21 protein-coding genes are annotated in these 25115 nt (G+C 72.1%); 14 read left to right on the plus strand and 7 right to left on the minus strand.

The window, feature by feature from the left end:
- Nucleotides 1-30: 30 nt before the first annotated feature.
- The 4 genes from msrB to ACLF6P_RS07435 form a co-directional block, all read right to left on the minus strand.
- A complete protein-coding gene (gene msrB, locus ACLF6P_RS07420) occupies nt 31-438 on the minus strand; it encodes a peptide-methionine (R)-S-oxide reductase MsrB (protein ID WP_415949033.1) in 408 nt (135 codons plus the stop codon).
- A 38-nt stretch (nt 439-476) separates the two neighbouring features.
- Nucleotides 477-1877, minus strand: coding sequence for a UDP-N-acetylmuramate--L-alanine ligase (gene murC, locus ACLF6P_RS07425; protein WP_415949034.1), 1401 nt, complete (start codon nt 1875-1877; stop codon nt 477-479).
- Nucleotides 1878-2015: 138 nt separating this feature from the next.
- Complete coding sequence (locus ACLF6P_RS07430; protein WP_415949035.1) at nt 2016-2483, minus strand: indole-3-glycerol phosphate synthase; 468 nt, start codon at nt 2481-2483, stop codon at nt 2016-2018.
- Between the two features lie 164 nt (nt 2484-2647).
- A complete protein-coding gene (locus ACLF6P_RS07435; RefSeq protein ID WP_415949036.1) occupies nt 2648-3493 on the minus strand; it encodes a pyrimidine reductase family protein in 846 nt (281 codons plus the stop codon).
- A 91-nt stretch (nt 3494-3584) separates the two neighbouring features.
- Between ACLF6P_RS07435 and zapE the strand changes: the two genes are divergently transcribed.
- From zapE to ACLF6P_RS07470, 7 genes are all read left to right on the plus strand, one after another.
- Nucleotides 3585-4643, plus strand: coding sequence for a cell division protein ZapE (gene zapE, locus ACLF6P_RS07440; RefSeq protein ID WP_415949153.1), 1059 nt, complete (start codon nt 3585-3587; stop codon nt 4641-4643).
- Nucleotides 4644-4841: 198 nt separating this feature from the next.
- A complete protein-coding gene (locus ACLF6P_RS07445) occupies nt 4842-5777 on the plus strand; it encodes a polysaccharide deacetylase family protein (protein WP_415949037.1) in 936 nt (311 codons plus the stop codon).
- A gap of 43 nt (nt 5778-5820) precedes the next feature.
- Nucleotides 5821-6549, plus strand: a complete 729-nt coding sequence (locus tag ACLF6P_RS07450; RefSeq protein WP_415949038.1) for an aminoacyl-tRNA hydrolase — start codon at nt 5821-5823, stop codon at nt 6547-6549.
- Between the two features lie 190 nt (nt 6550-6739).
- Nucleotides 6740-7507 carry a DUF4142 domain-containing protein gene (locus tag ACLF6P_RS07455; protein WP_415949154.1) on the plus strand — a complete coding sequence of 256 codons (768 nt, stop codon included), beginning with the start codon at nt 6740-6742 and terminating at the stop codon, nt 7505-7507.
- A gap of 282 nt (nt 7508-7789) precedes the next feature.
- The gene (locus ACLF6P_RS07460; protein WP_415949039.1) at nt 7790-9049 is read left to right on the plus strand and encodes an MbnB/TglH/ChrH family RiPP precursor modification enzyme; all 1260 of its coding nucleotides are present in this window, start codon (nt 7790-7792) and stop codon (nt 9047-9049) included.
- Between the two features lie 189 nt (nt 9050-9238).
- Entirely contained in the window at nt 9239-10108 is an 870-nt protein-coding gene (locus tag ACLF6P_RS07465; protein ID WP_415949040.1) for a TIGR04222 domain-containing membrane protein, read from the plus strand.
- Between the two features lie 199 nt (nt 10109-10307).
- Nucleotides 10308-11876: an alpha/beta hydrolase gene (locus ACLF6P_RS07470; protein ID WP_415949041.1), complete on the plus strand. Its 1569-nt coding sequence runs from the start codon at nt 10308-10310 to the stop codon at nt 11874-11876.
- 43 nt (nt 11877-11919) lie between these two features.
- Here the strand turns inward: ACLF6P_RS07470 and hemQ are convergent, their stop codons facing one another.
- Complete coding sequence (hemQ, locus tag ACLF6P_RS07475) at nt 11920-12645, minus strand: hydrogen peroxide-dependent heme synthase (RefSeq protein ID WP_415949042.1); 726 nt, start codon at nt 12643-12645, stop codon at nt 11920-11922.
- A 4-nt stretch (nt 12646-12649) separates the two neighbouring features.
- Nucleotides 12650-14191, minus strand: coding sequence for a protoporphyrinogen oxidase (hemG, locus tag ACLF6P_RS07480; RefSeq protein ID WP_415949043.1), 1542 nt, complete (start codon nt 14189-14191; stop codon nt 12650-12652).
- Nucleotides 14192-14404: 213 nt separating this feature from the next.
- Between hemG and ACLF6P_RS07485 the strand changes: the two genes are divergently transcribed.
- Together ACLF6P_RS07485 and ACLF6P_RS07490 are read left to right on the plus strand one after the other, a co-directional pair.
- On the plus strand, nt 14405-15472 hold the full coding sequence (locus tag ACLF6P_RS07485) for a DUF4349 domain-containing protein (RefSeq protein WP_415949044.1): 1068 nt from the start codon (nt 14405-14407) through the stop codon (nt 15470-15472).
- A gap of 191 nt (nt 15473-15663) precedes the next feature.
- Nucleotides 15664-17037, plus strand: a complete 1374-nt coding sequence (locus ACLF6P_RS07490) for an FAD-dependent oxidoreductase (protein WP_415949045.1) — start codon at nt 15664-15666, stop codon at nt 17035-17037.
- Nucleotides 17038-17046: 9 nt separating this feature from the next.
- On the opposite strand, the gene hemE is transcribed toward ACLF6P_RS07490, so the two are convergent.
- Nucleotides 17047-18111, minus strand: coding sequence for a uroporphyrinogen decarboxylase (gene hemE / locus ACLF6P_RS07495; RefSeq protein ID WP_415949046.1), 1065 nt, complete (start codon nt 18109-18111; stop codon nt 17047-17049).
- A 119-nt stretch (nt 18112-18230) separates the two neighbouring features.
- Between hemE and ACLF6P_RS07500 the strand changes: the two genes are divergently transcribed.
- The 5 genes from ACLF6P_RS07500 (at nt 18231) to ACLF6P_RS07520 (ending at nt 24898) form a co-directional block, all read left to right on the plus strand.
- Complete coding sequence (locus tag ACLF6P_RS07500) at nt 18231-18890, plus strand: DUF3000 domain-containing protein (protein WP_415949047.1); 660 nt, start codon at nt 18231-18233, stop codon at nt 18888-18890.
- Nucleotides 18891-19145: 255 nt separating this feature from the next.
- Nucleotides 19146-19808, plus strand: coding sequence for a helix-turn-helix transcriptional regulator (locus ACLF6P_RS07505; protein ID WP_415949048.1), 663 nt, complete (start codon nt 19146-19148; stop codon nt 19806-19808).
- Nucleotides 19809-19888: 80 nt separating this feature from the next.
- Nucleotides 19889-21181, plus strand: coding sequence for an HRDC domain-containing protein (locus tag ACLF6P_RS07510; protein ID WP_415949049.1), 1293 nt, complete (start codon nt 19889-19891; stop codon nt 21179-21181).
- Between the two features lie 379 nt (nt 21182-21560).
- Complete coding sequence (locus tag ACLF6P_RS07515) at nt 21561-22775, plus strand: thiolase family protein (RefSeq protein ID WP_415949050.1); 1215 nt, start codon at nt 21561-21563, stop codon at nt 22773-22775.
- Nucleotides 22772-24898, plus strand: coding sequence for a 3-hydroxyacyl-CoA dehydrogenase NAD-binding domain-containing protein (locus ACLF6P_RS07520; RefSeq protein ID WP_415949051.1), 2127 nt, complete (start codon nt 22772-22774; stop codon nt 24896-24898). The genes ACLF6P_RS07515 and ACLF6P_RS07520 overlap by 4 nt, the downstream gene beginning before the upstream one ends.
- The last annotated feature ends 217 nt before the right edge of the window (nt 24899-25115 follow it).

Genomic DNA, 25115 nt, shown 5'->3' on the forward strand with positions numbered 1-25115 from the left:
GACCTTCTCGGCCGACAGCAGAACCTCGGCTCAGTCCGAAGCGGGCTCCAGCCGCAGCGAGATGGAGTTGATGCAGTAGCGCTGGTTCGTCGGGGTCGGGTAGCCCTCGCCCTCGAAGACATGGCCCAGGTGGGAGCCGCAGCGGGCGCAGCGGACCTCCGTGCGGACCATGCCGTGGGAGCGGTCCTCGAGGAGTTCGACCGCGTCGGTGTCCTTCGGATCGTAGAAGCTCGGCCAGCCGCAGTGGGAGTCGAACTTCTCCGTCGAGGTGAAGAGGTCCGCTCCGCAGGCGCGGCAGGAGTAGACGCCGGCCGTCTTCGTGTCGGTGTACTCACCGACGAAGGCCGGCTCGGTGCCCGCCTCGCGCAGCACCGCGTATTCGGCCGGGGTGAGTTCGGCGCGCCACTGCTCGTCCGGCTTCTCCACCTCGTACGACATGATGCTCGGCTCCCCTACTCGGCTATTCGGCTATTCGGCTATTCGGCGGCGGACAGGTGGTCCAGGATGCGCGGACCCAGGTCGGTGACATCGCCCGCTCCCATGGTGAGAACGAGATCGCCGGGCCTGGCCATTCCCGCGATCACGGCGACCGACTTGTCCTTGTCGTGCTCCGCGACGACGTCCGCTCCCGCACTGCGGGCCGCGTCGATGATCAGATCGCTGGTGACGCCCGGGATCGGGTCCTCGCGGGCCGGGTAGATGTCGAGGACGACGGAGGAGTCGGCGAGGGCGAGGGCCTGGCCCATCTCGGTGCCCAGTTCCTGGGTGCGGGAGAAGAGGTGGGGCTGGTAGAGGACCAGGATGCGGGCGTCCGCGGCGGCCGCGCGCATCGCCTCCAGGTCGGCGGTCATCTCCGTGGGGTGGTGCGCGTAGGAGTCGATGACCTGCACGCCGGCCACCTCGCCCTTGAGCTGGAGGCGGCGCTTGACGCCGGTGTACGCCTTGAGGGCGGCGGCGAGGTTGTGCGCCGGGATGCCGAGCGCGACGCCCGCGGCGAGCGCGGCGACCGCGTTGTGCGCGTAGTGGCGGCCGGGGACCGAGACGGTGAACGTCAGCAGCTTGCCGCCGATGAGGACGGTGATCTCGCTGCTCAGGCCGCGCGCGGTGATCTTGTGGATGCGGACGTCCGCGCCCTCCGATTCGCCGTACGTGACGATGTCGAGGGAGGAGGCTTCGCGCAGGCGGCGGGTGAGTTCCGCGGCGCCGGGCTGGTCGGCCGCGATGACGAGGGTGCCGCCGGGGACGATCTTGCCGGCGAAGGTCTCGAAGGAGTCGTAGATCTCGTCCATCGAGGCGTAGTTGGCGTGGTGGTCGAGCTCGACGTTGAGGACGATCGCGACCTCGGGGGCGTACTTGTGGAAGCTGCGGTCGGATTCGTCGGCCTCCGCGACGAAGATCTCGCCCGTGCCGTGCTCGGCGTTGGAGCCGGGGGCGTCCAGGTCGCCGCCGATCGCGTACGAGGGGTCGAGGCCCAGGTGGGAGAGGGCGACCGCGAGCATCGAGGTCGTGGTCGTCTTGCCGTGGGTGCCGGCCACGGCGATCGGGCGCAGGTCGTCCATCAGGGCGGCGAGGGCGTCCGAACGGTGGATCACCGGGATGCCGCGCTCCTGGGCGGCGGCGAGTTCCGGGTTGTCCGCGCGGATCGCCGACGAGACGACGACGGCGCTCGCGTCCTCGGCGAGGTGTGCCGCGTCGTGGCCGAGGTGGACGCTCGCACCGAGGGCGGTCAGGGCCTGCGAGGTGGGGGAGGTCCTGGAGTCGCTGCCCGCCACCCGTGCTCCGCGCCGGGTGAGGATCTTCGCGATGCCCGACATTCCGGCTCCGCCGATGCCGATGAAGTGGGGGCGTGACAGGGCGGGGGGAATGCCGGGGGTCATGCGGGGTCTCCCGAGGGGTGCGGCCGGGCTTGGGGCGGGGCCAAGCCTATGCGCTCCACGGGGTGACGTGGGCAGTGGCCGGGCCGGGGTCCGGCCACCGCCCGGCCGTCGGCCGCCCGGCCGCGCCCAGACGTCCGGCTACTCGCTGTGCGCGTAGAGCTTCAGGACGGGGACGCCCACCTTGTGGCGGGCCCTCGAAGCCCAGTCGCGGTGGAAGAACTCCTCCACGTAGTGGGGGGCCGTCAGGACGATGACCTCGTCCGCGTCGGTCTCCTCGGTGATCTTGGAGAGCACGTCGAGGGGGTGGTCCTCGACCAGATGTCCGACCGCCTCGCACCCCGCCTCCCGCAGCGCCTTCAGTGAGTGGTCGAGTGCCTGCTGTGCGGGTCCCATGGCCTCACTGCCCTCGGGTTCCTCGCCCTCGCGGACGGCCTGGTCGAGTTCGCCCAGGGCCACGTCGTCCACGGCGCGCAGCAGCCGGTCCTGGTCGCCTCTCGGCTGCATGAGGACGACGAAGGAGACGCTGTCGTCTCCGTGCAGGGTCGTGACGAACTCCACGTCGATGGCCGACAAGGCCTTCTCGATCATCAATACGCTCGTGAACACGTCCGGCGCCCTTCTCCTCCGGAGCCCTCTCGGCTCCTGTGGAACCTCGTGACCACAGGGCCTTACGGCCGCTGCGGAAACCATCCTTCCCCGTCTCGGCACGGGGTCTGCGTGTCTTAGTGTGCCCAGCGGAGAGTAAACGGAACGGTACATTCCGTTGTTTGTCAGCTACGACGGTAGCGGCAGAACAGGAACCCGTCCTCTTCCAGCAGCGATGCGAGCCCGAGCCGCTCGGGAACCCGCACGGACGGCCCTGAGGCGACCCGCTGGGCGTCACCCGCCGCAAGCATGGGCGAAACCGTCAGGCACAGCTCGTCCAGGACGCCGGCCGCGATCAGCTGGCCGAGCAGCCGTGGGCCGCCCTCGCTGAGCAGCCGGGTGAGGCCGAGATCGGCGAGCGCCCGTACGGCCGCCGCCGGATCCACCCGGCGGCCCTCACCCGCGCGGACGATCCGGGCGCCCGCCTTCTCGGCCTGCCGGACCCGGTCGGCCGGGGCCTGTGAGCCCGTGACGACCAGGGTCGGCACCACCGGATCGGTGAACAGGGGCAGCGAGAAGTCCAGGTCGAGGCTGCCGCTCACGACGGCGATCGCGGGGGCCGGCCCCTGCCCGGCCGCGGCCCTGCGCGCGGCGAAGGCCTCGCGGGCGCGGGCGGGCCGGTACCCCTCCAGGCGTACCGTTTCCGCACCGACGAGAACGGCGTCGGCGAGCCCGCGCAGGGTGCCGAAGATCCGCATGTCGGCGGGGCAGGAGATGGGCTGGGAGCGACCGTCGTGCTGGGCCGCTCCGTCCAGTGTGGACACCATGTTGGCGCGCAGCCAGGGGCCGGGGCCCGCCGGGTACGCGTACCGGTCGGCGAGCTCGTCGAGGCTCCACTCCCGGTCATCGGCGGGGCGGGGGGCGCTCACGGGGCCGGGGGCGGTACCGGAACCGGCCGCCTCACCGGCCTCGGCCGCCACGGCACCGCTCTGAGCGGCTGTTTCTTCGGTCACAGGGAACAGGCTGCGCATGTCCCGCAGTCTGGCACGCCCCGTAGAGTGAGGCCCTGTGTCGCCTTCTCCTGACTCCTCCGCCTACTCCACCGCGCCCGGTTCCCGTCCGATAGCGGACCCGGCCCCCCTGTCCCTCTGCGCGCGCGAGCCACAGGTTCCGGCCGAGCGGCTCGTCGCCGAGATGGTGCCGCCGCCGCGTTTCCAGAAGGCGCGCTTCGAGACCTACGTACCGGATGCCTCGCAACCCTCGCAGGCGCAGGCCGTGCAGGTCCTGAGCAGCTTCGCGGGGACGCTCGGCGGGGCGCACGCGAGCGGGTCGGGCAAGCGGCGCTGGTTCCAGAAGAAGGCGCAGGTCCCGGCGGGGCCGCGCGGGGTGTATCTCGACGGCGGGTACGGGGTCGGCAAGACGCATCTGCTGGCCTCCCTGTGGCACGCCACCCCCGCGGAGCCCTCGCTGAAGGCCTTCGGCACGTTCGTCGAGCTGACGAATCTGGTGGGTGCGCTCGGCTTCCAGCAGACGGTGGCGACGCTGAGCGGGCACCGGCTGCTGTGCATCGACGAGTTCGAGCTGGACGATCCGGGTGACACCGTGCTCGTCTCGACGCTGCTCGGCAAGCTGGTGGACGCGGGCGTGGCGCTCGCCGCGACCTCGAACACGCTGCCGGGCAAGCTCGGTGAGGGCCGCTTCGCGGCGGCCGACTTCCTGCGGGAGATCCAGGGCCTGTCCGCGCACTTCAAGGCGCTGCGGATCGACGGCGAGGACTACCGGCACCGCGGGCTGCCCGAGGCACCGCCGCCGTTCGACGACGAGCAGGTCGCGAAGACGGCGTACGCGACACCGGGGTCCAGCCTGGACGACTTCCCGCATCTGCTCGACCATCTCGCGAAGGTGCACCCGAGCCGGTACGGGGCGCTCACCGACGACCTCGCGGCCGTGTGCCTGAACGGGGTCGAGGCCGTGCCCGACCAGTCGACGGCGCTGCGCCTCGTGGTGCTCGCGGACCGGCTCTACGACCGTGAGGTGCCGGTGGTGGCCTCCGGGGTGCCGTTCGACGGGCTCTTCGGCGAGGAGATGCTGCGCGGCGGCTACCGGAAGAAGTACTTCCGGGCGATTTCGCGGCTCACGGCCCTCGCACGGGACGGGCAGCGGCTGGTGGAAGGGGCCTGAGAGGGCACCTGAGGCCGCTCGGGCGACACCCGGGTCCTCGCCGCGGGCGTGGTTCCCGCGCAGCCATCTGCGTGATGCACACAGGCGGGTCATATTCCCGTCCGCCTCCCGCGTTCCGGGGCGGCGGGCACGATCCATCACCCCGACAAGAACCCGTAAATGAGCCGTTTATCCGATTTGCCGGGTTAGCGTCCGCGCATGAGCCCGCACAGCCCCCGCAGCGCCCGCGCCCTCACCCTCGCCCCGCGCATTCGCCCCGCCACCACCTGCTCCTTGCTCGCCACCGCACTCGCCACCACCCTCGCGGCCGCACTCACCGGCTGCGGCACCTCCCCCGCCGCCCCGCCGGCCGCCGCGCCCGCCGAGCCCGCGCACTCGCCGAAGGCTGCCGCCCCGCGTCCGCCGACGCTCGCGCCCGGCCCGCAGGGCCTCACGCCCGTGTTCGAGAACGGCGAGCGTGGCAAGCGCGGGGAGCGCGGCGAGAAGACCGTCGCGCTGACCTTCGACGCCGACATGACGGCCGATCAGGGGCCGCGCGCCGCCCGCGGGGAGCGCTTCGACAATCCGGAGCTGATCCGGGCCCTGCAGCGGCTGAAGGTGCCCGCGACGGTGTTCATGACGGGCCGCTGGGCCGAGGAGTACCCGGCGCAGGCGAAAGCGATCGACGCGGACCCGCTCTTCGAGGTGGCCAACCACTCGTACAGCCACCACGCCTTCACCGAGGACTGCTACGGCCTGCCGACGATCGCGCCCGAGAAGATGCGCGCGGATGTCGAGAAGGCCTTCACGGCCTTGGCGAAGGCGGGGGTGCGGGAAGCCGTGCCGTACTTCCGCTTCCCCGGCGGCTGTTACGACAAGGCGGCGCTGAAGGCGATCGCGGCCACCGGCGTGACCGCCGTGCAGTGGGACGTGGTGAGCGGGGACGCCTTCGCCACGGACGCCGATGCCGTGACACGGGACGTGCTCGGTGGCGTGCGGCCCGGATCGGTGGTGGTCATGCACTGCACGCGCAGCGCGGCGCCCGCGACGGTCGAGGCGGTACGGAAGATCGTCCCGGAGCTGCGCGAGCGCGGGTACCGCTTCGTACGGGTCTCGGAGCTGATGCGGGAGTCCGTGGGCGGTGCGTCCCGCTGACCGGAGGGGAGGCATCCGGTGCCGTCCTGGCAGACTGGGGCGGGTGAGCAGTGAGAATCCCGCCCCCGGTGCCGCGCCCGACAGTCCGTTCCGGCACGAGAACACCCTCCGTGACGAGGCCCCGCAGTTCGCCCTCCCCCTCGTCGTCCACCTGGAGAAGACCGCTCCCCCGGCGCGCACCGACGCACTGGAGACGGCGGCCCGCGCGGTGCTCGTGATGCTCAGTGATCCGCGGTCGCTCGGCGAGGGCGAGTGGGCGGAGGCGATGCGCGACTGGCAGGACGCCCGGATCCGCAAGGTGGTGCGCCGGGCGCGCGGCGCGGAATGGCGCAAGGCCTCCGCGCTGCCCGGGCTCACGGTCACGGGCAAGTCGGCCGAGGTGCGGGTCTTCCCGCCCGTGCCCCTCGACGGCTGGCCGAAGGAGCTGGCCAAGCTCCAGGTCTCGGGGACGGAGCTGGACGACCCGGAGCCGCCCGCGCAGCCCGATCCCGGCGCGGCCGTGCTGTGGATGAGTCCCGATGTCGACATGTCGGCGGGCAAGGCGATGGCGCAGGCCGGGCACGGCGCACAGCTCGCCTGGTGGGAGCTGGACGAGGCCGAGCGCACGCAGTGGCGCGAGGCGGGCTTCCCGCTGGCGGTCCGCACGGCGCCGAGCGAACAGTGGGCCGCCCTGACGAGCAGCGGTCTTCCGGTGGTCAGGGACGCGGGCTTCACGGAGATCGCCCCCGGATCGTGCACGGTCGTCGCCGACCACCCGGCGCTACGGCGATAGGCGGCGGCCTGCCCCCCCTCCCCCGCCACCCTCGCCTCACCGGTCTCCTGACGGCCAAGAACCGCCACAGTCACTCTGAACACAACACCTCGGCCATGCGTATCTCCCAATAACGCCAAGCAGGTTGTACGACCGGTCGGTTGGCGGTTGGTTCGTGCGGAAGTCCGCACCACCCCGGGAGGCACCTTTGCTGCGACGCGTCAACGGAACCGCCCTCATCGTCGCGGCGCTGGTCGCGACGCTCGGCGCGCTGTCCTTTCCCATCTGGTCGTACGCCGACCGCTCGGGCACGGGGCAGGCGAACGTCGACGCAGGTACGGTCTCCACACAGTGGGGGCCGTTGACCGCCACCGACCGTGACTTCGTCGTCAAGGTGCGCCTCGCCGGGCTGTGGGAGCTGCCCGCGGGCCAGCAGGCCATGGAACGCGCGCCCACCCGGGCGTTCCGGGAGGCAGGTGACCACCTGGTGGTCGGTCATGCGGACCTCGACCGCCGGGCCCGTTCCATCGCCGCGAAGCTCAACATCGAGCTGCCCAACCAGCCCACCGCCCAGCAGCAGGGCTGGCTGAACGAACTGAGCGCCGCCCGCGGCCTGGAGTACGAACGCAAGTTCGCGAACCTGCTGCGCAATTCGCACGGCAAGGTCTTCTCGCTCATCGCCGAGGTCCGGCACACGACCCGCAACACCCTCGTACGGCAGCTCGCCACGGACGCCAACCAGACGGTGCTCGACCACATCGTGATGCTGGAGCGCACCGGACGCGTCGACTTCGACGGCATCGCCGACGAGGCGGCGGGCAAGCTCACCGCGAGCCCCACCGGCCCGCCGGCGGCCTCGAACCCGGTGCCCCCGGCCCCGCCCGCCTCGCCGTCGGACGGCGACCTGTCCTTCACATCCCGCCCCTCCGCGCCGGGACCGTCCGACATCAGCACTTCGCGTCCCGAGCCGGAGGACTGACCGGTCGAAATCGGGCGCCTGCTCGCCGAAACCTCAAATCAACCTCTGAACGTCCCTCCGGGTGGATTCACCCTCGCGCGCCGGGGCCATCACCTCTGCACGCACAGCGTTGTGCCGCGTACCCGGCCGAGGAGGCAGGCCGGCGCGGCAGCGAGGGGGACGACAGACATGACGACACTTCCGGCACGGGGCACTCCGACACAAGGCACTCCGACACAGGGCACTCCGACACTGGGTACGGGGATCGGCTGGCGCCCGGAGATCGCCGGGGCGGTGGACCGCATGTCCACCCTGCCCGCCGCGAGCAGGATCGACTGGGTGGAGGTCGTGGCGGAGAACATCTGCCCCGGCCACCTCCCCGATCCGCTCCTGAAGCTGCGCGAACGCGGCATCACCGTGATCCCGCACGGGGTATCCCTCGGTCTCGGCGGCGCCGAGCGCCCGGACGCGAGCAGGCTGGCCGCCCTCGCGGAGCGCGCCGAGGCCCTGGGCGCGCCGCTGGTCAGCGAGCACATCGCCTTCGTACGGGCCGGGGGCAGGCGGACCGCGTCCACGCCGCTGGAGGCGGGGCATCTGCTGCCGGTGCCGCGCACATACGACGCGCTCGACGTGCTCTGCGAGAACATCCGCATCGCGCAGGACGCCCTGCCCGTGCCGCTCGCCGTGGAGAACATCGCCGCGCTCGTGGCCTGGCCCGGCGAGGAGTTGACGGAGGGGCAGTTCCTGACCGAGCTGGTGGAGCGCACGGGTGTACGGCTGCTCATCGACGTGGCGAATCTGCACACCAACCACGTCAACCGCGGCGAGGACCCGGCGCAGGCGCTCGCACAGCTGCCGGTCGAGGCCATCGCCTACGTGCATGTCGCCGGCGGCTTCGAACGCGACGGCGTCTGGCACGACAGCCACGCCCACCCGGTACCGCCGCAGGTCCTCGGCATCCTGGCCGAACTCGCCTCGCGCGTCAGCCCGCCCGGCGTACTCCTGGAGCGCGACGAGCACTTCCCGGAGCCCGCCGAGCTGGAGCGCGAGCTCGCCGCCATCCGGGAGACCGTCGCGGCCCACCATCCGGCCGAGCCACCCGCCGCCGCGCCCGCGGCTCCGGCCGCGCCGACCGGCGAGTCCACCGAGGCGGCCCGCGACCGGCTCGCCCTCGCGCAGACGTCGCTGCTGTCGGCGCTGGTCGCGGGGACGCCGGCGCCCGAGGGCTTCGACCGGCGGCGGCTCGCGGTGCAGAGCCGGGCCCTGACCGCCAAGCGCGCGGACGTGGTGGCGAAGGTGGCCCCCGAACTGCCGGTGATCCTCGGCGATGCGTACCGGGCGGACTTCATCGCGTACGCACGGCTGCGGCCCATGACGGACGGCTACCGCCATGACGCCCTCGACTTCGCCGAGCATCTGCTCGCGAACGGGCGGCCCGAGGAACGCGGGGCGCGGCGGGAGTTGACCGACTGGTGGCTGGACCGGGTGGGTCCGAAGCCGATGGCGCAGCGGCCGGTGGCGCGCCTCGCCCGTCGGGTGCGGCTCGCGCTGGGCAGGGGCTGAGGGCAAGGGAGATCTTCGCGGAGGCGGGGCCTGGATGCGGCGGATCCTGGGTGTGGTGGCGCATTCCGCCTGAAGTCGACGGATACTGGGACACAGCGGAGCCGTACCGGGTCACGTTTCCGTCACCGAGTGTCCGGATGGTGAACACCCCATGGCGGATTGCGTACCCCGTCCCATAGAAACACCGCCATGTTCTGGGTCCCCTTCCTCCTCGTCGCCTGGGTCTTGGCAGGCATCACCTGCACAAGGCTCTGCCTCGCCGCGAGCCGCAGCGACGGCCCTCCGGCGACGAGACCCGGCATCGCACCGCCCGACGGCATGCGGTCCGGCGCCGAGGGGTCCGGTGGCGAGAGGCCGGGTAGCGAGAGACCCGGTGGCGAGAGACCCGGTGGCGAGAGACCCGGTGGCGCCGAGCCCGCTGCCGCACCCGAACTGAACATCTACGAGGCCGCCTTCCTCTCCGGCGGCCCCGACCGGGTCGCCGCCCTCGCGATGATCGCGATGGCCCGCCAGCGCCGACTCCTCCTCGCCCACACGGGCTGGGCGACCGTGGTCGACCCGGACGGCAGGAACGATCTGGAACGCGCGGTGCTCGGCGCAATCGGCCCCGAAGGACAGTCACCGATAGCCCCGGCCCGGCACCGCGCGGCCGGTGACGAGCCCGTGCGCAGGCTCGCCGACCGTCTCACCGCCGCCGGTCTGGCCGTACCGGAGGACGCCCGCGGCGGAATCGAGGCCGCGGTGCGGCAGGTGCAGGCGGCGGCGGTCGCGGTCGTCGTCCTGGGTGCCGTGGCGCTCTCCATGTGGCCGCAGGGCGAGGGCAGCATGGGCCCACCCGCCCTGTGGTTCCTGCTCCCGCTCCTCCTCACCCTCGGCTGCCTGGCGATAGCCCGTTTCGAGGTCCACCCGTACACCCGCTGGGCCTCGACCGAGGGGCGGCAGCTCCTCTGCACCCTGGAGACCGACCGCCCGGACGACGAGCGCGGCTTCCTCACGGCGGTGGCGGTACGCGGCAGGCGCGCCCTGAGGGACCCGTCCCTGCGCGCGGTCTTCGACTGATGCGCGCGCTCCACGACTGAGCAGCACGACGAGCGGGGGGGGCCGCCCGTCCGAGCAGCGCGACGAGCGCCGTCCGCGACGAAGCCGCGCAACGGGGTCATTGCACCGACACCCTCACAGCGGTGCTTTACATCCGCAGCGCACCGCCGAAGTATCCCTTTCGTTCCACTCGGCCCGCTCGAAGGGATGCCGCAGCGCGATGAGAGCGCCCCTGCTGTACGGCCTGGCCTGCTCACTGGCCCTGACCGCCCTGTCCGTCACGCCCGCGGGCGGCGCGCCCGCGAAGTCACCGGCCGGTCCGGTGTCGCCCGAGCGCAGCGGGGTCGCGGTCGCCGCGGAGCGCGCCGAAGCCGCCGGCATCACCTTCGGCGCCTGCCCCGAGGCGGAAAAGCTCCCGGATGCGGTCACCTGCGGAACGGTCCGTGTCCCGCTCGACTACGCCCGGCCCGCGGGACGGCAGATCGAACTGACCGTCAGCCGTGTGCCGGCCCAGGGGGAGAAGAGCGAGCGGCAGGGCGCGCTCGTCTTCAACCCGGGCGGCCCGGGCGGCTCCGGCATGCACTTCCCGCTGATGGGCTCGCTCCCCGAGTGGCAGCACATCGCCCGCGCCTACGATCTGATCGGCTACGCCCCACGCGGGGTGGGCCGCTCCGCGCCGCTGACCTGTCAGCGCCCCGAGGACTTCGCGAAGGCGCCGACGGTCCTGCCGCCGCGCCCGGACGAGACCTACAAGAAGGAACGGATCGCCCGCGCCAAGGCGTACGCGCAGGGCTGCCTCAAGCACACGGGCCGCGCACTGCGGCACTACAACACCCTCAACAACGCCCGCGACCTCGATGTCCTGCGCGCGGCGCTCGGCGAGCGGAGACTCAACTTCGTGGGCGCCTCGTACGGCACGTACTTCGGTGCCGTGTACGCGGAGCTGTTCCCCTCGCGGGTGCGGCGCATGGTCTTCGACTCGGCCGTCAACCCGGATCCAAAGCGGATCTGGTACCGCAACAACCTCGACCAGTCCCTTGCCTTCGAGCGCCGCTGGGCCGACTTCCGCGCCTGGGTCGCCAAGCATCACGAGACGTACGGTCTCGGCCGTACCCCGGCCGCGGTGCAGCGCAGTTACGAGAAGGCGCGGGCACGGATCGCCGCGCGGCCGGCGGGCGGCAGGGTCGGCACGGCGCAGCTGCAGTCCGCGTATCTCAAGGCCGGGTACCACGATGCCTACTGGCCGCAGCGCGCCCACGCGCTGGCGGAGTATCTGCGCGGCGACGAACAGCCGCTGGTCGAGCAGGCCGCGAGGCGTCCCGAGGCGGCCGCCGAGGCGGAGAACGGTACGGCCGTGTACACCGCGGTCGAGTGCAACGACGCACCCTGGCCCGCCGACTGGGAGGTCTGGGACCGTGACAACAGCCGGCTGGCCCGGATCGCCCCGTTCGAGACCTGGGACAACGTCTGGATGAACCTGCCGTGTGCCTACTGGCCGGTGCCCCGGCAGCAGCCGGTGGACGTGCGCCTCGCACCGGGCGAGCTGCCGCCGACACTGATCATGGCGGCGGAACGCGATGCGGCCACACCGTACGAGGGGGCCCTGGAACTGCACCGCCGCCTGCCGGACTCGGTCCTCGTCACCGAACGCGGAGCCGGCACCCACGGGGTGGCGGGCGGCCCGAACCAGTGCCTCAACGGCCACCTGGACGCGTATCTGTTGGACGGCCGCCTGCCCGCCGTGCACGCGGACTGCGCACCGCGCGAGGAACCGAAGCCGACGCCGTAGGCGTGTGGGGGCCCGGGCCCCCACACCCGTCCGCCGACGTGGCTCAGGCGAGCCCGGCCACCAGGTCGGCCACCGACTTGCGGCGGCCCGTGAAGAACGGAACCTCTTCGCGCACGTGCAGACGGGCCTCCGAGCCGCGCAGATGACGCATCAGGTCGACGATCCGGTACAGCTCGTCGGCCTCGAAGGCCAGCAGCCACTCGTAGTCGCCGAGCGAGAACGAGGCGACCGTGTTGGCGCGCACGTCAGGGTAGCCGCGGGCCATCTTGCCGTGGTCGGCGAGCATGCGGCGGCGGTCCTCGTCGGGCAGCAGGTACCAGTCGTAGCTGCGCACGAAGGGGTAGACCGAGACGTAGTTGCGCGGGGTCTCGTCGGCGAGGAACGCCGGGATGTGCGACTTGTTGAACTCGGCGGGGCGGTGCAGCGCCATGTTCGACCACACCGGCTCGAGCGCGCGGCCGAGCCCGGTGCGGCGGAAGAGGTTGTACGCCTCCTGCAGCTGGTCGGCGGTCTCGGCGTGCCACCAGATCATGACGTCGGCATCGGCGCGCAGGCCGGAGACGTCGTACGTGCCGCGCACGGTCACGTCCTTGGCGGCGAGCTGGTCGAACAGCTCCTGCACCTCGTCCGCGTAACCGGCCCGGACCGTTCCGTCGTCGGGCAGCACATCGCGCAGCTTGAAGACGGACCACAGTGTGTAGCGGATGACCTCGTTGAGGTCCTTGGCCTTCTTGCCGGCGTTCGGGATCTTCTCAGGGGCGTCACTCATGGGGCTATTGTCCCGCGCCGCCGAAGACGCTCTCGCCCGGGTTCGCCTTCGGCGCGGCCGAACCCTCCGCGACCTCCTGCGCGGCCGCCGTGGCGCTCGCGATCACGGCCGGGATCCCGACGCCGTCGTAGGCGGCGCCGCAGACGGCGAGGCCGGGGAACGCGGCGAGACGGCCGCGGATCCGCGCCACCCGTGCGTGGTGGCCGACGGGGTACTGGGGCAGGCCGTCGTCCCAGCGCGTGACGAGGCTCGCGAGGGGCGCGGCGCCGATGCCGACGGCGGCCTTGAGATCCTGCCGGGCGATCTCGACGAGCTCCTCGTCCTCGCGCTGCAGGAGCTCGGTCTCGCCGTACCGGCCGACGGAGGTGCGCAGCACGGCCAGGTCCGGGTTCTGGTCGGCGATCCACCGCCACTTCTGGCCGGCGAAGGTGGCGGCCTTGATCCGGTGCCCGTCGACGGGCGGGACGAGGAAGCCGCTGCCGGCCGGCAACTCGATCTCCTGCCGGCGGTAGACGAGCGTGGTCAGTGCCATGGAGGCGTACTCGACGGCCCGCAGCTCGGCGGCGGCCGAGGCGGCCACCGGGTCGAGCAGCCGGGCGGCCTGCGGTGCGGGCAGCGCGAGGACCACGGCATCGGCGTACAGCGGCTCCGGTGCTGTCACCTGTGCCGTCCGTGCCGTCGCGTGTGCCGTCGCCTGTGCCGTCGCCTGTACCGATTCGCGTCCCGGCCCCCGTCCCGGCTCCCGTCCCGTACGGACGATCCAGCCGTTCTCTTTCCTCGCCAGCCCGCTCACGGGGGTGCCGAGCAGGATCCGCCCGCCCCGCTCCCGTACCGACTCCGCCACAGCCGCGGGCAGTTGGCCCACGCCGCCCGCGATGCCCATGAAAACCGGGCTGTCGTCCGCCCGGGCGGCGGCCCGCTCCTGCAGGGCGCGCACCGCGTCGAGCAGCGAGCCTCGGCTGCGCGCCGCCTCGTACAGCTGCGGTACGGCCATCCGCAGCGAGATCCGGTACGCGTCCCCCGCGTACACCCCGCCGAGCAGCGGCTCGACAAGGCGGTCCACCACCTCGCGCCCGACGCGGGCCGCGACGTACTCGCCGACCGCGATGTCCTCGCCGACCTCGGTGGGCGGCAGTTCCCGCTCGCGCTCGATCCGCGCGAGGCCCTCCGCGGACAGCACCCCGGCCAGGGAGGCCGCGTCCGCGGGGACGCCCATCACGTGCCCCTTGGGCATGGGTCGCAGCTCGCCCCGGTTCCACAGCGAGGCGCTCGCCGTGGCAGGTGCCTGCAGCCGCTCGCCGAGACCCACCTCGCGCGCGAGCGCCACCGCCTCGGGGCGGCGCGCGAGCATCGACTCGGCGCCCAGGTCCACCTGGAGGCCCTCGATCTCGCCCGCGTGCAGCTTGCCGCCGAGCCGCTCGGAGGCTTCGAGGACCGTGACCCGCAGCCCCCGGTCGAGCAGCCGGTGGGCGGCGGTGAGGCCCGCGATTCCACCACCGATCACGGCGACGTGTCCAGATTCCGTACGGCGGTCCGTTTCGCGCATGCCCCCAGCCTCTCAGATGCCGTACGAGGCCCGGTACGAGGTCCGATACGAGGTCCGGAAGTGCCGTACGAGGTCCGAAGTGCCCCACGAGGACCGGAACCGCCCCTTCCGCGGCCGGACCGTGACCTCCTCGGAACCTGCCGGCACCGAACGTTTCCACGGAACCCGGCGTCGAAGCAGCGACAGACGACAGAGCTTGGGGGTCGATCCGGGATGCGTACGGTGTGGGGCGACAGAGGACGGCGGGGCACGGCACTGGCCGCGCTGCTGCTGAGTGTGGCGCTGGCGGGGGCGGGGTGTGCCGCGGGATCCGACTCGGGTGGTGACAGCGCCTCAGCCGCGCGGGCGGAGGGGCCCCGGGAGGCCGCGGACGCCAAGGGCGCCGGGCGCGGAGCAGGCAGCGACGCGGCCGCCGGCGCCGCGGAGGAGGCCGCGAACGAAGGCGCGGCCAATCAGAAGGGTTCGAAGGATTCCGCCTCGAACCTCAAGCTCGCCCAGCACGTCATCCGCACCGCGACCCTGCGGGTCGAGGTCGAGGATGTGCCCTCCGCGCTCGACGGGGTGCGCACGGCGGCGAAGGACGCGGACGGGTTCGTCGGCAGTGAGACGACGAACCGCGACGGGAAGGGGCACCAGCGTTCCCGGATCGTGCTGCGGGTGCCGCAGGAGCAGTACGCCGCGGTGCTCGAAGCCCTGGCCGGCACCGGTGAACAGCTCGAGCGCAGCGAGCGGGCCGAGGACGTCACCGAACAGGTGGTGGACGTCGAGAGCCGGATCAAGACGCAGCGGGCGAGCGTGGCGCGGATCAGGGCGCTGATGGACAAGGCGACCAAGATCAGTGACGTGGTCGTCCTGGAGGGCGAACTGAGCACCCGGCAGGCCGACCTGGAGTCCCTCCTGGCCCAGCAGGCCTCGCTCAAGGACCGCACGAGCCTTTCCACCATCACGCTGCATCTCACCGAGACGGGCGGCGAGTCCGGCAAGGACGACGACCAGGGCTTCCTGGACGCCCTGTCGGACGGCTGGGACGCGCTGGTGAGCGCGGCGAGGTGGCTGATCATCGTTCTCGCGATGATCGCCCCGTGGGCGGTGGCGCTCGTCCTGCTGTACGCCCTGTGGCGCCTCGCCCGCCGTGTGCTCGGCATCCGCCTGCCGAGCCGCCCCACGGCCGCCACGGAGCCGGCCGTCCCCGAACGCCCGACGTCGGCCCCGCCGACTGCCGCACCGCCCGCTTCGGCGCCGGACGGTCCGTCCGGCCCACCCAACACGTCCGGCGACTGATGCACGCGCGCGTGGGGGCAACTGCCTGTCGCTCGACAACCGAGCACTCGGCACGTGGAGCAACTGCCGGCCCGTCCGGCGTTTGAGGGCGAGCGCGGTCAGCGTGATCGGGGGCAAGGGGCGAAGCCCCAGGGACAGTTCAGGCGGCGAAGCCGCCTGAACTGTCAGCACCACGACGTAGCGTGGGCTCCATGAGCGAACGTCTGATCGTCATCGGCGCCGACGCGGCGGGCATGTCCGCCGCGTCGCAGGCACGCAGGCTGAGGAGCCCGGAGGAGCTGGAGATCGTCGCCTTCGAACGCGGCCACTTCACCTCGTACTCCGCCTGCGGTATCCCGTACTGGGTGGGCGGCGACGTCGCGGACCGCGAGGATCTGATCGCCCGCACCCCCGAGGCGCACCGCGAGCGCGCCATCGACCTGCGGATGCGCACGGAGGTCGTACGGATCGACGTCGCCGGGCAGCGCGTCGTGGCCCGGGACCTGGAGCGCGGCGAGGAGTACGAGACCTCGTACGACAAGCTGGTCATCGCCACGGGCGCCCGCCCGGTCCGTCCACCGCTCCCCGGCATCGACGCCCCCGGGGTGCACGGCGTGCAGACCCTCGACGACGGCCAGGCGCTCCTCGACTCGCTGCGGCGCACCGAGGGCCGCCGCGCCGTCGTGGTCGGCGCGGGCTACATCGGCGTCGAAATGGCCGAGGCCATGACGAACCGCGGCTACGAGGTCACGGTCGTCAACCGCGGCGCCCAGCCGATGGCCACCCTCGACCCCGACATGGGCCGGCTCGTCGGCGAGGCGATGAGCCTGATGGGCGTGCGGATGGTGAACAACGCGGAGGTCACCAAGATCCTCACCGGCGCGGACGGCCGGGTCCGGGCGGTCGCCACCCAGAACTCCGAGTACCCGGCGGATGTGGTGATCCTGGGCATGGGCGTGCGTCCGGAGACCTCGCTCGCCCGTGACGCGGGCCTGCCCGTCGGCGTGCACGGCGGGCTGCTCACCGACCGGGCGATGCGCGTGCGCGGCCACCACGACATCTGGGCGGGCGGCGACTGCGTCGAGGTGCTCGACCTCGTCTCGGGCAGCGAGCGCCATATCGCCCTCGGCACCCATGCGAACAAGCACGGCCAGGTCATCGGCTCGAACGCGGGCGGCGGCTACGCCACGTTCCCGGGCGTCGTCGGCACGGCGGTCAGCAAGGTCTGCGACCTGGAGATCGCACGGACCGGCCTGCGCGAGAAGGACGCGCAGGCCGCCGGGCTGCAGTACGTGACGACCACCATCGAGTCGACGAGCCGCGCGGGCTACTACCCGGGCGCGGCCCTGATGACGGTGAAGATGCTCGCCGAGCGCCGCACGGGCCGTCTGCTCGGGCTGCAGATCGTGGGCCGCGAGGGCGCCGCGAAGCGCGTCGACATCGCGGCCGTGGCGCTCACGGCGGGCATGACCGTCGACCAGATGACCGCGCTCGACCTGGGCTACGCCCCGCCGTTCTCGCCCGTGTGGGACCCGGTCCTGGTGGCGGCACGCAAGGCGGTCACCGCCGTACGTGCCGCCGGATGAGAGCGGCTGTCAGCGCGCGGTCTGCGTGTGCACGTACTCCACGAGCCGGGTCAGCGCGTCCGGGTCGGTGGTCGGCAGGACGCCGTGGCCGAGGTTGAAGATGTGGCCTTCGAGCCCGGCGGCCGCATCGAGCACCTGACGGGTGCGGGCCTCGACGGCCTCGGTCGTGGAGAAGAGGACCGCCGGGTCCAGGTTCCCCTGCAGCGCCTTGCCGGGGCCGACCCGGCGCGCGGCCTCGTCCAGCGGCACCCGCCAGTCGACACCGACGACATCCGCACCGGCCTCGCCGAGCAGCCCGAGCAGCTCACCGGTACCGACACCGAAGTGGATGCGCGGCACACCGTAGGAGGAGACCGCGTCGAAGACCTTCGCGGAGGCCGGCATGACCTGCGCCCGGTAGTCGGCGGGCGAGAGCGCGCCGACCCACGAGTCGAAGAGCTGCACGGCGCTCGCGCCCGCCTCGATCTGCACCTTCAGGAAGGCGCCGGTGATCTCGGCGAGCCGGTCGAGGAGATCGGCCCACAGCTGCGGGTCCCCGTACATCAGGGCCTTGGTGTGCTCGTGGTTGCGCGAGGGGCCGCCCTCGACGAGGTAGCTGGCGAGAGTGAAGGGCGCGCCCGCGAAGCCGATCAGCGGCGTCTCGCCGAGCTCCGCGGTCAGCATCCCGATCGCCTCGGTGACGTACGAGACGTCCTCGGGCGTGAGGTCCCGCAGCCGCGCGAGGTCGGCGCGCGTACGGATCGGCTGCTCGACGACCGGGCCGATGCCGGGCTTGATGTCCAGGTCGATGCCGATGGCCTTGAGCGGCACCACGATGTCGCTGAAGTAGATCGCGGCGTCGACGCCGTGCCGCCGCACCGGCTGCAGGGTGATCTCGGTGACGAGCTCCGGCATCATGCACGATTCGAGCATCGCGGTGCCCTCGCGCACCTTGCGGTACTCCGGAAGTGAGCGCCCGGCCTGGCGCATGAACCACACCGGGGTGTGCGGCACGGCCTCCCGGCGGCAGGCCTTCAGGAAGGCGGAATCGTACGTCTGGCTCTTCTTGCCCTCGGGGCTGTCCATGGCACTCACACCGCAGAGTCTCCCATGTGCCCCGAGAAGCCTGCGTTCGGCGCAGGCTTGCGAAGTGCCCGGCCCGGCCCGAGTGTCTTGGACTGCGCGAACGCTCCGTTCCCCTTAACCTTCCCCGCATGGCTGCGGCGCAGGGACGACTGTCGGAAGGTGCTGAGGGGATGGACAGTACGGAGGCGAGCGCGGCGCATGCCGTACCGCTCCCGTTCCGTGCGGCCACGGAGGCACTCCGGGGGGCACGGCTGCGGCCGGAGATCGAGATCGAGCAGGTACCCGCCCCGAAGAAGCTGGCGCCGTACGCGTACGCGCTGGAGGCGGCCGTGGTCCAGGACGGCGAGGACCTGGCGGACGGCCGGCTCGTGCTGCTGCACGACCCGGCGGGCCACGAGGCCTGGCACGGCACCTTCCGCCTGGTGACGCTGGTCCGCGCGGAACTCGAACCGGAGATGGCCGCGGACCCGCTGCTGCCGGAGGTCTGCTGGTCCTGGCTGACCGGTGCGCTGCAGGCCCGCTCGCTGACGTACGGCGAACCGAGCGGCACGGTCACCCGCGCCGGCTCCCACTACTTCGGCGGCCTCGCACAGCGCCCGCCTGCCTCGCAGATCGAGATCCGCGCCTCGTGGACCCCGCGCGAGGGCATGGGCGGCGTACCGGACACGGCCTCCCACCTGGCCGGATGGTGCGATCTGCTGTGTCAGGTCGCGGGCCTGCCGCCGACGCAGACACCGGACTCGTCGGTGGTCTCGCTGCCGCAGCGGCGCGGGCCGCAGTCACGCTGACCGAGCTCCGCGCCCTTCCGCGATCGAGCTCTGCGCCTTCCCCCGATCCAGCCCTGCGCCCTTCCTTCGATCCAGCCCTGCGCCTTTCCCCCGATCCAACGGACACCCGCACGAATCGTCCCGCTTTCACTCGTACGTGATCATTCGCTAAAGGCGGACCTCCTGGCTGCCGAAGACGAACGTGACCCTGAAAGCACGGTTCGCCCGGCTTCTTCCCCGCAGCCGGCTCCCCCCGTCCCGCACCCAGGAGGCCTGGTGTCCGTTCTCCTCGAGCAGCCCGCAAGCCTGGTCGCCTACCGCCCGAACAAGCCGACCGCCATGGTCGTCGTGGCGGACCCGCGCGTCCGATCCACCGTCACCCGTCACCTCTGGGCGCTCGGAGTACGCGACGTCATCGAGGCGTCCTCGATCGCCGAGGCCCGTCCCCGCATCGGCAACCCGCGCGACATCTGCGTCGCCGATGTCCACCTGCCCGATGGTTCGGGCCTGACCCTGCTCTCCGAAACCCGCGCCGCGGGCTGGCCCAACGGGCTCGCCCTGTCGGCGGCCGATGACATCGGAGCCGTGCGCAACGCCCTCGCGGGCGGCGTGAAGGGCTACGTCGTCACCGGCACCCGCACCAACATCGGCATGCCGACCCGGCACGGAGCCGCACAGATCGGTGCGGCCGCCTCCCGGATGCACCGCCGCCCCCCGGGTGCCCCGAGCCACCCGGGCGGCTACCGCGAGCTGTCGGGACGTGAGGTCGAGGTGCTGCGGCTGGTGGCGGAGGGCCAGTCCAACAAGGCGATCGGCGTCTCGATGGGCCTGTCCGCGCTCACCGTGAAGAGCCACCTCGCGCGGATCGCCCGCAAGCTCGGCACGGGTGACCGTGCCGGGATGGTCGCGGTGGCTCTGCGCACCGGAATCATCCACTGATCCCGTATCGTCCCATTTCCGCGCCCGCCGACGGAACGTTCCGTCGGCGGGCGCCGTTCATCCACGGATACCCTTAACAAGTGACCGACGCTCAAGAGACCGCAGAAGACAGCTCCCCGCTCGACAGCTCACTGCGAACCACCGGAGGCGCCCCTCCGGACGACGTCGCTCTTGACGAAGCGCCGCCGACCCCCCTGCTCGAACCCCGTGACGGCATTCCGCCGGTGATCGCCGACGCCGCCTCGCTCGCCGAGGTGGTCTCCGCTTTCGCCGCCGGCACCGGTGCCGTCGCGGTCGACGCCGAGCGCGCCTCCGGCTACCGCTACGGGCAGCGCGCGTACCTCGTCCAGCTGCGCCGGACCGGCGCGGGCTCCGCTCTCATCGACCCCGTCGCCTGCCCCGACCTCTCAGGGCTCGGCGCGGCGATCGGCGATGCGGAATGGGTGCTGCACGCCGCGAGCCAGGATCTGCCGTGCCTGCGCGAGATAGGCATGCTCCCGGAGCGCATCTTCGACACCGAGCTGGCCGGACGCCTCGCGGGTTTCCCGCGGGTCGGCCTCGGCGCGATGGTCGAATCGGTACTCGGCTTCGTACTCGAGAAGGGGCACTCGGCGGTCGACTGGTCGACCCGGCCGCTGCCCGAACCGTGGCTGCGTTACGCCGCGCTCGATGTCGAACTGCTCGTGGACCTGCGCGACGCGCTGGAGAAGGAGCTCGACCGGCAGGGCAAGCTGGACTGGGCCCACGAGGAGTTCCATGCGATCGCCTCGGCTCCGCCCGCGCAGCCGCGCAAGGATCCGTGGCGGCGCACGTCCGGTATGCACAAGGTGCGCAAGCGCCGGCAGATGGCGGCCGTGCGGGAGTTGTGGAACGTACGGGACCGGATCGCGCAGCGGCGCGACGTCTCGCCCGGGAAGGTGCTCGGGGACGCGGCCATCGTCGAGGCGGCGCTCGCGCTGCCGGTGAACGTGCAGGCGCTCGGCAGGCTGAACGGGTTCGGGCACCGGATGAGCCGGCGGCAGCTCGAACAGTGGCAGTCCGCGGTGGACCGGGCGAAGGCGCTGCCCGAGTCCGATCTCCCGCAGCCCGGTCAGCCCTCGGCCGGCCCCCCGCCGCCGCGCTCCTGGGCCGACCGCGACCCGGCCGCCGCGGCCCGCCTCTCGGCGGCGCGTGCCGCGGTGATGTCCCTGGCGGAACGCCTGAACATGCCCCAGGAGAACCTCATCACCCCGGACACGGTCCGCCGCCTGTGCTGGGAGCCCCCGGCGAACCCCGACCCGGAGTCGGTCGCCGCGGTGCTTTTCGCGCACGGCGCACGCCCCTGGCAGGTGGCCCAGGTGACGCCTCTCCTGGTAACGGCCCTGACCCCCTAGCCAGCCCACCCACCCAGCCGTTGGCAGTCACGCCCCCTCCCACCCCCAGCCGTGGGCAGTCACGCCACCCCTCCCCCGCCCAGCTGTGGGCAGTCGTGCCGCAGGGCGGCACGGGTGGGCACAGCGGCACCCCCACCGGAGGCGCACCCCCGCCGGAGGCGACCCCACCGCAACCCACGCGCCCCCACCCCACCCCGCCCCACCGGGGCCCGTTGCCCACCGCATCGGGCCCCGATCCACACCCTCACAGGATGTGACCTTCACCGCTCCGCCCCCTCCCACTGTCGCCATTGGTTACCGACAAGTAGCATGTAGAGGTGAGCGCGCGCTCAGCCGCGTGCGTACGCAGCGATCCCGCACCCCCTGGAGGAGAGCCATCGTGCCTCGTACCGTCAAGGAAGTCGTCTTCGTAGACGGCGTCCGCACCCCGTTCGGCAAGGCGGGCCCGAAGGGCATCTACCACGAGACCCGCGCCGACGATCTCGTCGTGAAGGCCATCCGGGAGCTGCTGCGCCGCAACCCGAACCTGGACCCGGCGAAGGTCGACGAGGTCGCCATCGCCGCCACCACGCAGATCGGCGACCAGGGCCTGACCATCGGCCGCACCGCCGGAATCCTCGCCGGGCTGCCGCAGTCCGTGCCCGGTTACTCGATCGACCGCATGTGCGCCGGCGCCCTGACCGCCGTCACCACCGCCGCCGGCTCCATCGCCTTCGGCGCGTACGACGCCGCCATCGCCGGCGGTGTCGAGCACATGGGCCGTCACCCCATGGGTGAGGGCGTCGACCCGAACCCGCGCTTCGTCAGCGAGAAGCTGGTCGACGAGTCCGCCCTGTTCATGGGCATGACCGCCGAGAACCTGCACGACCGCTACCCGAGCATCACCAAGCAGCGCGCCGACGAGTACGCGGTCCGCTCGCAGGAGAAGGCCGCCAAGGCGTACGCCGACGGCAAGATCCAGCAGGACCTGGTGCCGATCTCGGTGCGCAACACCAACCCGGACGTCGGCGAGACCGGCTGGGGCCTGGTCACCGCGGACGAGCCGATGCGCCCGGGCACCACGCTGGAGAACCTGTCCGGCCTGAAGACCCCGTTCCGTACGCACGGCCGGGTCACCGCCGGTAACGCCGCCGGTCTGAACGACGGCGCCACCGCCTCGCTCATCGCCTCCGAGGACTTCGCCCGGGAGCACGACCTCCCGGTCAAGATGCGCCTCGTCTCGTACGCCTTCGCGGGCGTCGAGCCGGAGGTCATGGGCTACGGCCCGATCCCCGCCACCGAGAAGGCGCTCGCGCAGGCCGGTCTGTCCATCGACGACATCGGCCTGTTCGAGATCAACGAGGCCTTCGCCGTGCAGGTGCTCGCCTTCCTGGAGCACTACGGCATCGCCGACGACGACGCGCGCGTCAACCAGTTCGGCGGCGCGATCGCCTTCGGCCACCCGCTCGCCTCCTCCGGTGTGCGTCTGATGACGCAGCTGGCGAAGCAGTTCGAGGACCAGCCGCAGGTGCGGTACGGCCTCACCACCATGTGCGTCGGCTTCGGCATGGGCGCGACCGTCATCTGGGAGAACCCCAACTGGGAGGGCAAGTGAGCACCACCGAGCTTCTGAAGGGTGCCGCGGCGCTCTTCCCGGACGAGGTCGTCACGCAGGCGCACGTACGGCACCTCGAACTGCCGTACGGTGCGGGCCGCTTCGCCCTCATCACCCTTGACAACGGCCTGGACCACACCAAGCCGACCACCTTCGGCCCGCAGTCGCTGGCGAACCTGAACGCCGCCGTCGACCAGGTCGAGAAGGAGGCCGCGGCCGGCGAGATCGTCGGTGCCGGTCTGACCGGCAAGCCGTTCATCTTCGCCGTCGGAGCCGACCTCAAGGGCGTCGAGCTGCTCAAGACGCACGAGGACGCGCTGGCCATCGGCAAGGGCGGCCACGACGTCTTCAAGCGCCTCTCGGCCCTCGCGGTCCCGACCTTCGCCTACTACAACGGCGCGGCGATGGGCGGCGGTGTAGAGGCGGGTCTGCACTGCACGTACCGCACCGTCTCGAAGGCCATCCCGGCCTTCTCGCTGCCCGAGGTCTTCCTCGGTCTGGTCCCGGGCTGGGGCGGCTGCGCGCTGCTCCCGAACCTGATCGGCCCGCAGAAGGCCGTCTCGGTCATCATCGAGAACTCGCTCAACCAGAACCGCCAGCTCAAGGGCAAGCAGGTCTTCGAGCTCGGCATCGCGGACGCGATCTTCGAGGGCGCGGACTTCCTGGAGCAGTCGCTGCTCTGGACCGCTTCCGTCCTCAAGGGCGATGTCACGGTCGAGCGCCCCGAGATCGACCGTGGCGAGGCCTGGGACCAGGCCGTCGCGCACGGCCGTTTCATCGCGGACAGCAAGGTGCACGGCGCCGCCCCGGCCGCCTACCGCGCGCTCGACATCATCGAGGCCGCCAAGTCCGGTGACCTGCAGGCCGGCTTCGACGCCGAGGACCAGGCGCTCGCCGACCTCATCATGGGCGGCGAGCTGCGCTCCGGCATCTACGCCTTCAACCTGGTGCAGAAGCGCGGCAAGCGCCCCGCGGGTGCCCCGTCCAAGGACCTGGCCCGCCCGGTCACCAAGGTCGGCGTCGTGGGTGCGGGCCTGATGGCCTCGCAGCTCGCGCTGCTCTTCCTGCGCCGCCTCGAAGTGCCGGTCGTCCTGACCGACATCGACCAGGAGCGCATCGACAAGGGCGTCGGCTACGTCCACGCCGAGATCGACAAGCTGCTCGGCAAGGGCCGTATCAACCAGGACAAGGCGAACCGCCTCAAGGGCCTGGTCAGCGGTGTCCTGGACAAGGCCGAGGGCTTCGCGGACGCCGACTTCGTCATCGAAGCGGTCTTCGAGGAGATGTCGGTCAAGCAGCAGGTCTTCGCCGAGGTCGAGGCCGTCGCCCCGGCGCACGCGATCCTCGCGACGAACACCTCCTCGCTCTCCGTCTCCGAGATGGCCTCGAAGCTGAAGCACCCCGAGCGCGTGGTGGGCTTCCACTTCTTCAACCCGGTCGCGGTCCTTCCGCTCCTGGAGATCGTCAAGGGCGAGCAGACCGACGAGGCCTCGCTGGCCACCGCCTTCGGTGTCGCCAAGAAGCTGAAGAAGACCGCGGTCCTGGTGAAGGACGCCCCGGCGTTCGTCGTCAACCGCATCCTGACCCGTTTCATGGGCGAGATCCAGAACGTGATCGACGAGGGCACCCCGGTCGCCGTCGCCGAGAAGGCCGTCGAGCCGCTCGGCCTGCCGATGTCCCCGCTGGTCCTGCTCGAACTGGTCGGCCCGGCGATCGGCCTGCACGTCTCGGAGACGCTGAACGGCGCCTTCCCGGACCGCTTCAAGGTCTCCCCGAACCTGGCGGCCGTCGTCAAGGCCGGCAAGCGCGGCTTCTACGTCTACGACTCCGGCACGCCGGAGCTGGACCCCGAGGTGGCGGCGCTGCTCGTGCAGGGCGACTCCGTCCTCACCGAGGAGCAGGTCCGCGACCGCGTCCTGGACGCGGTGGCCCAGGAGATCGGCCTCATGCTCGACGAGAACGTGGTGGCCGAGGCCCAGGACATCGACCTGTGCCTGATCACCGGTGCCGGCTGGCCCTTCCACCTGGGCGGCATCACGCCGTACCTGGACCGCGAGGGCGTCTCGGAGCGCGTCAACGGCAAGAAGTTCCTGGCCCCGGGGGTCGCGTCCGTACCGGCGTGATCACCTGAGCCCACGGCGGGCCCGCACCGGAGTCGCTCCGGTGCGGGCCCGTCTGCGTTCCCTCGGGCGGTGGGCGGCGGTCCGGACCGGGGCCGCGGGGCTGGGTCCGGGCGGTGGGCACGGGGCTGGGTCCGGGCGGTGGGCACGGGGCTTGGGCCAGGCGGTGGGCACGGCGCTGGGTCCGGGCGGTGGGCGGCTGTCCGGACCGGCTGTGGGA

It is taken from the genome of Streptomyces lothianensis (genome assembly GCF_047779955.1).
GTDB lineage: Bacteria > Actinomycetota > Actinomycetes > Streptomycetales > Streptomycetaceae > Streptomyces.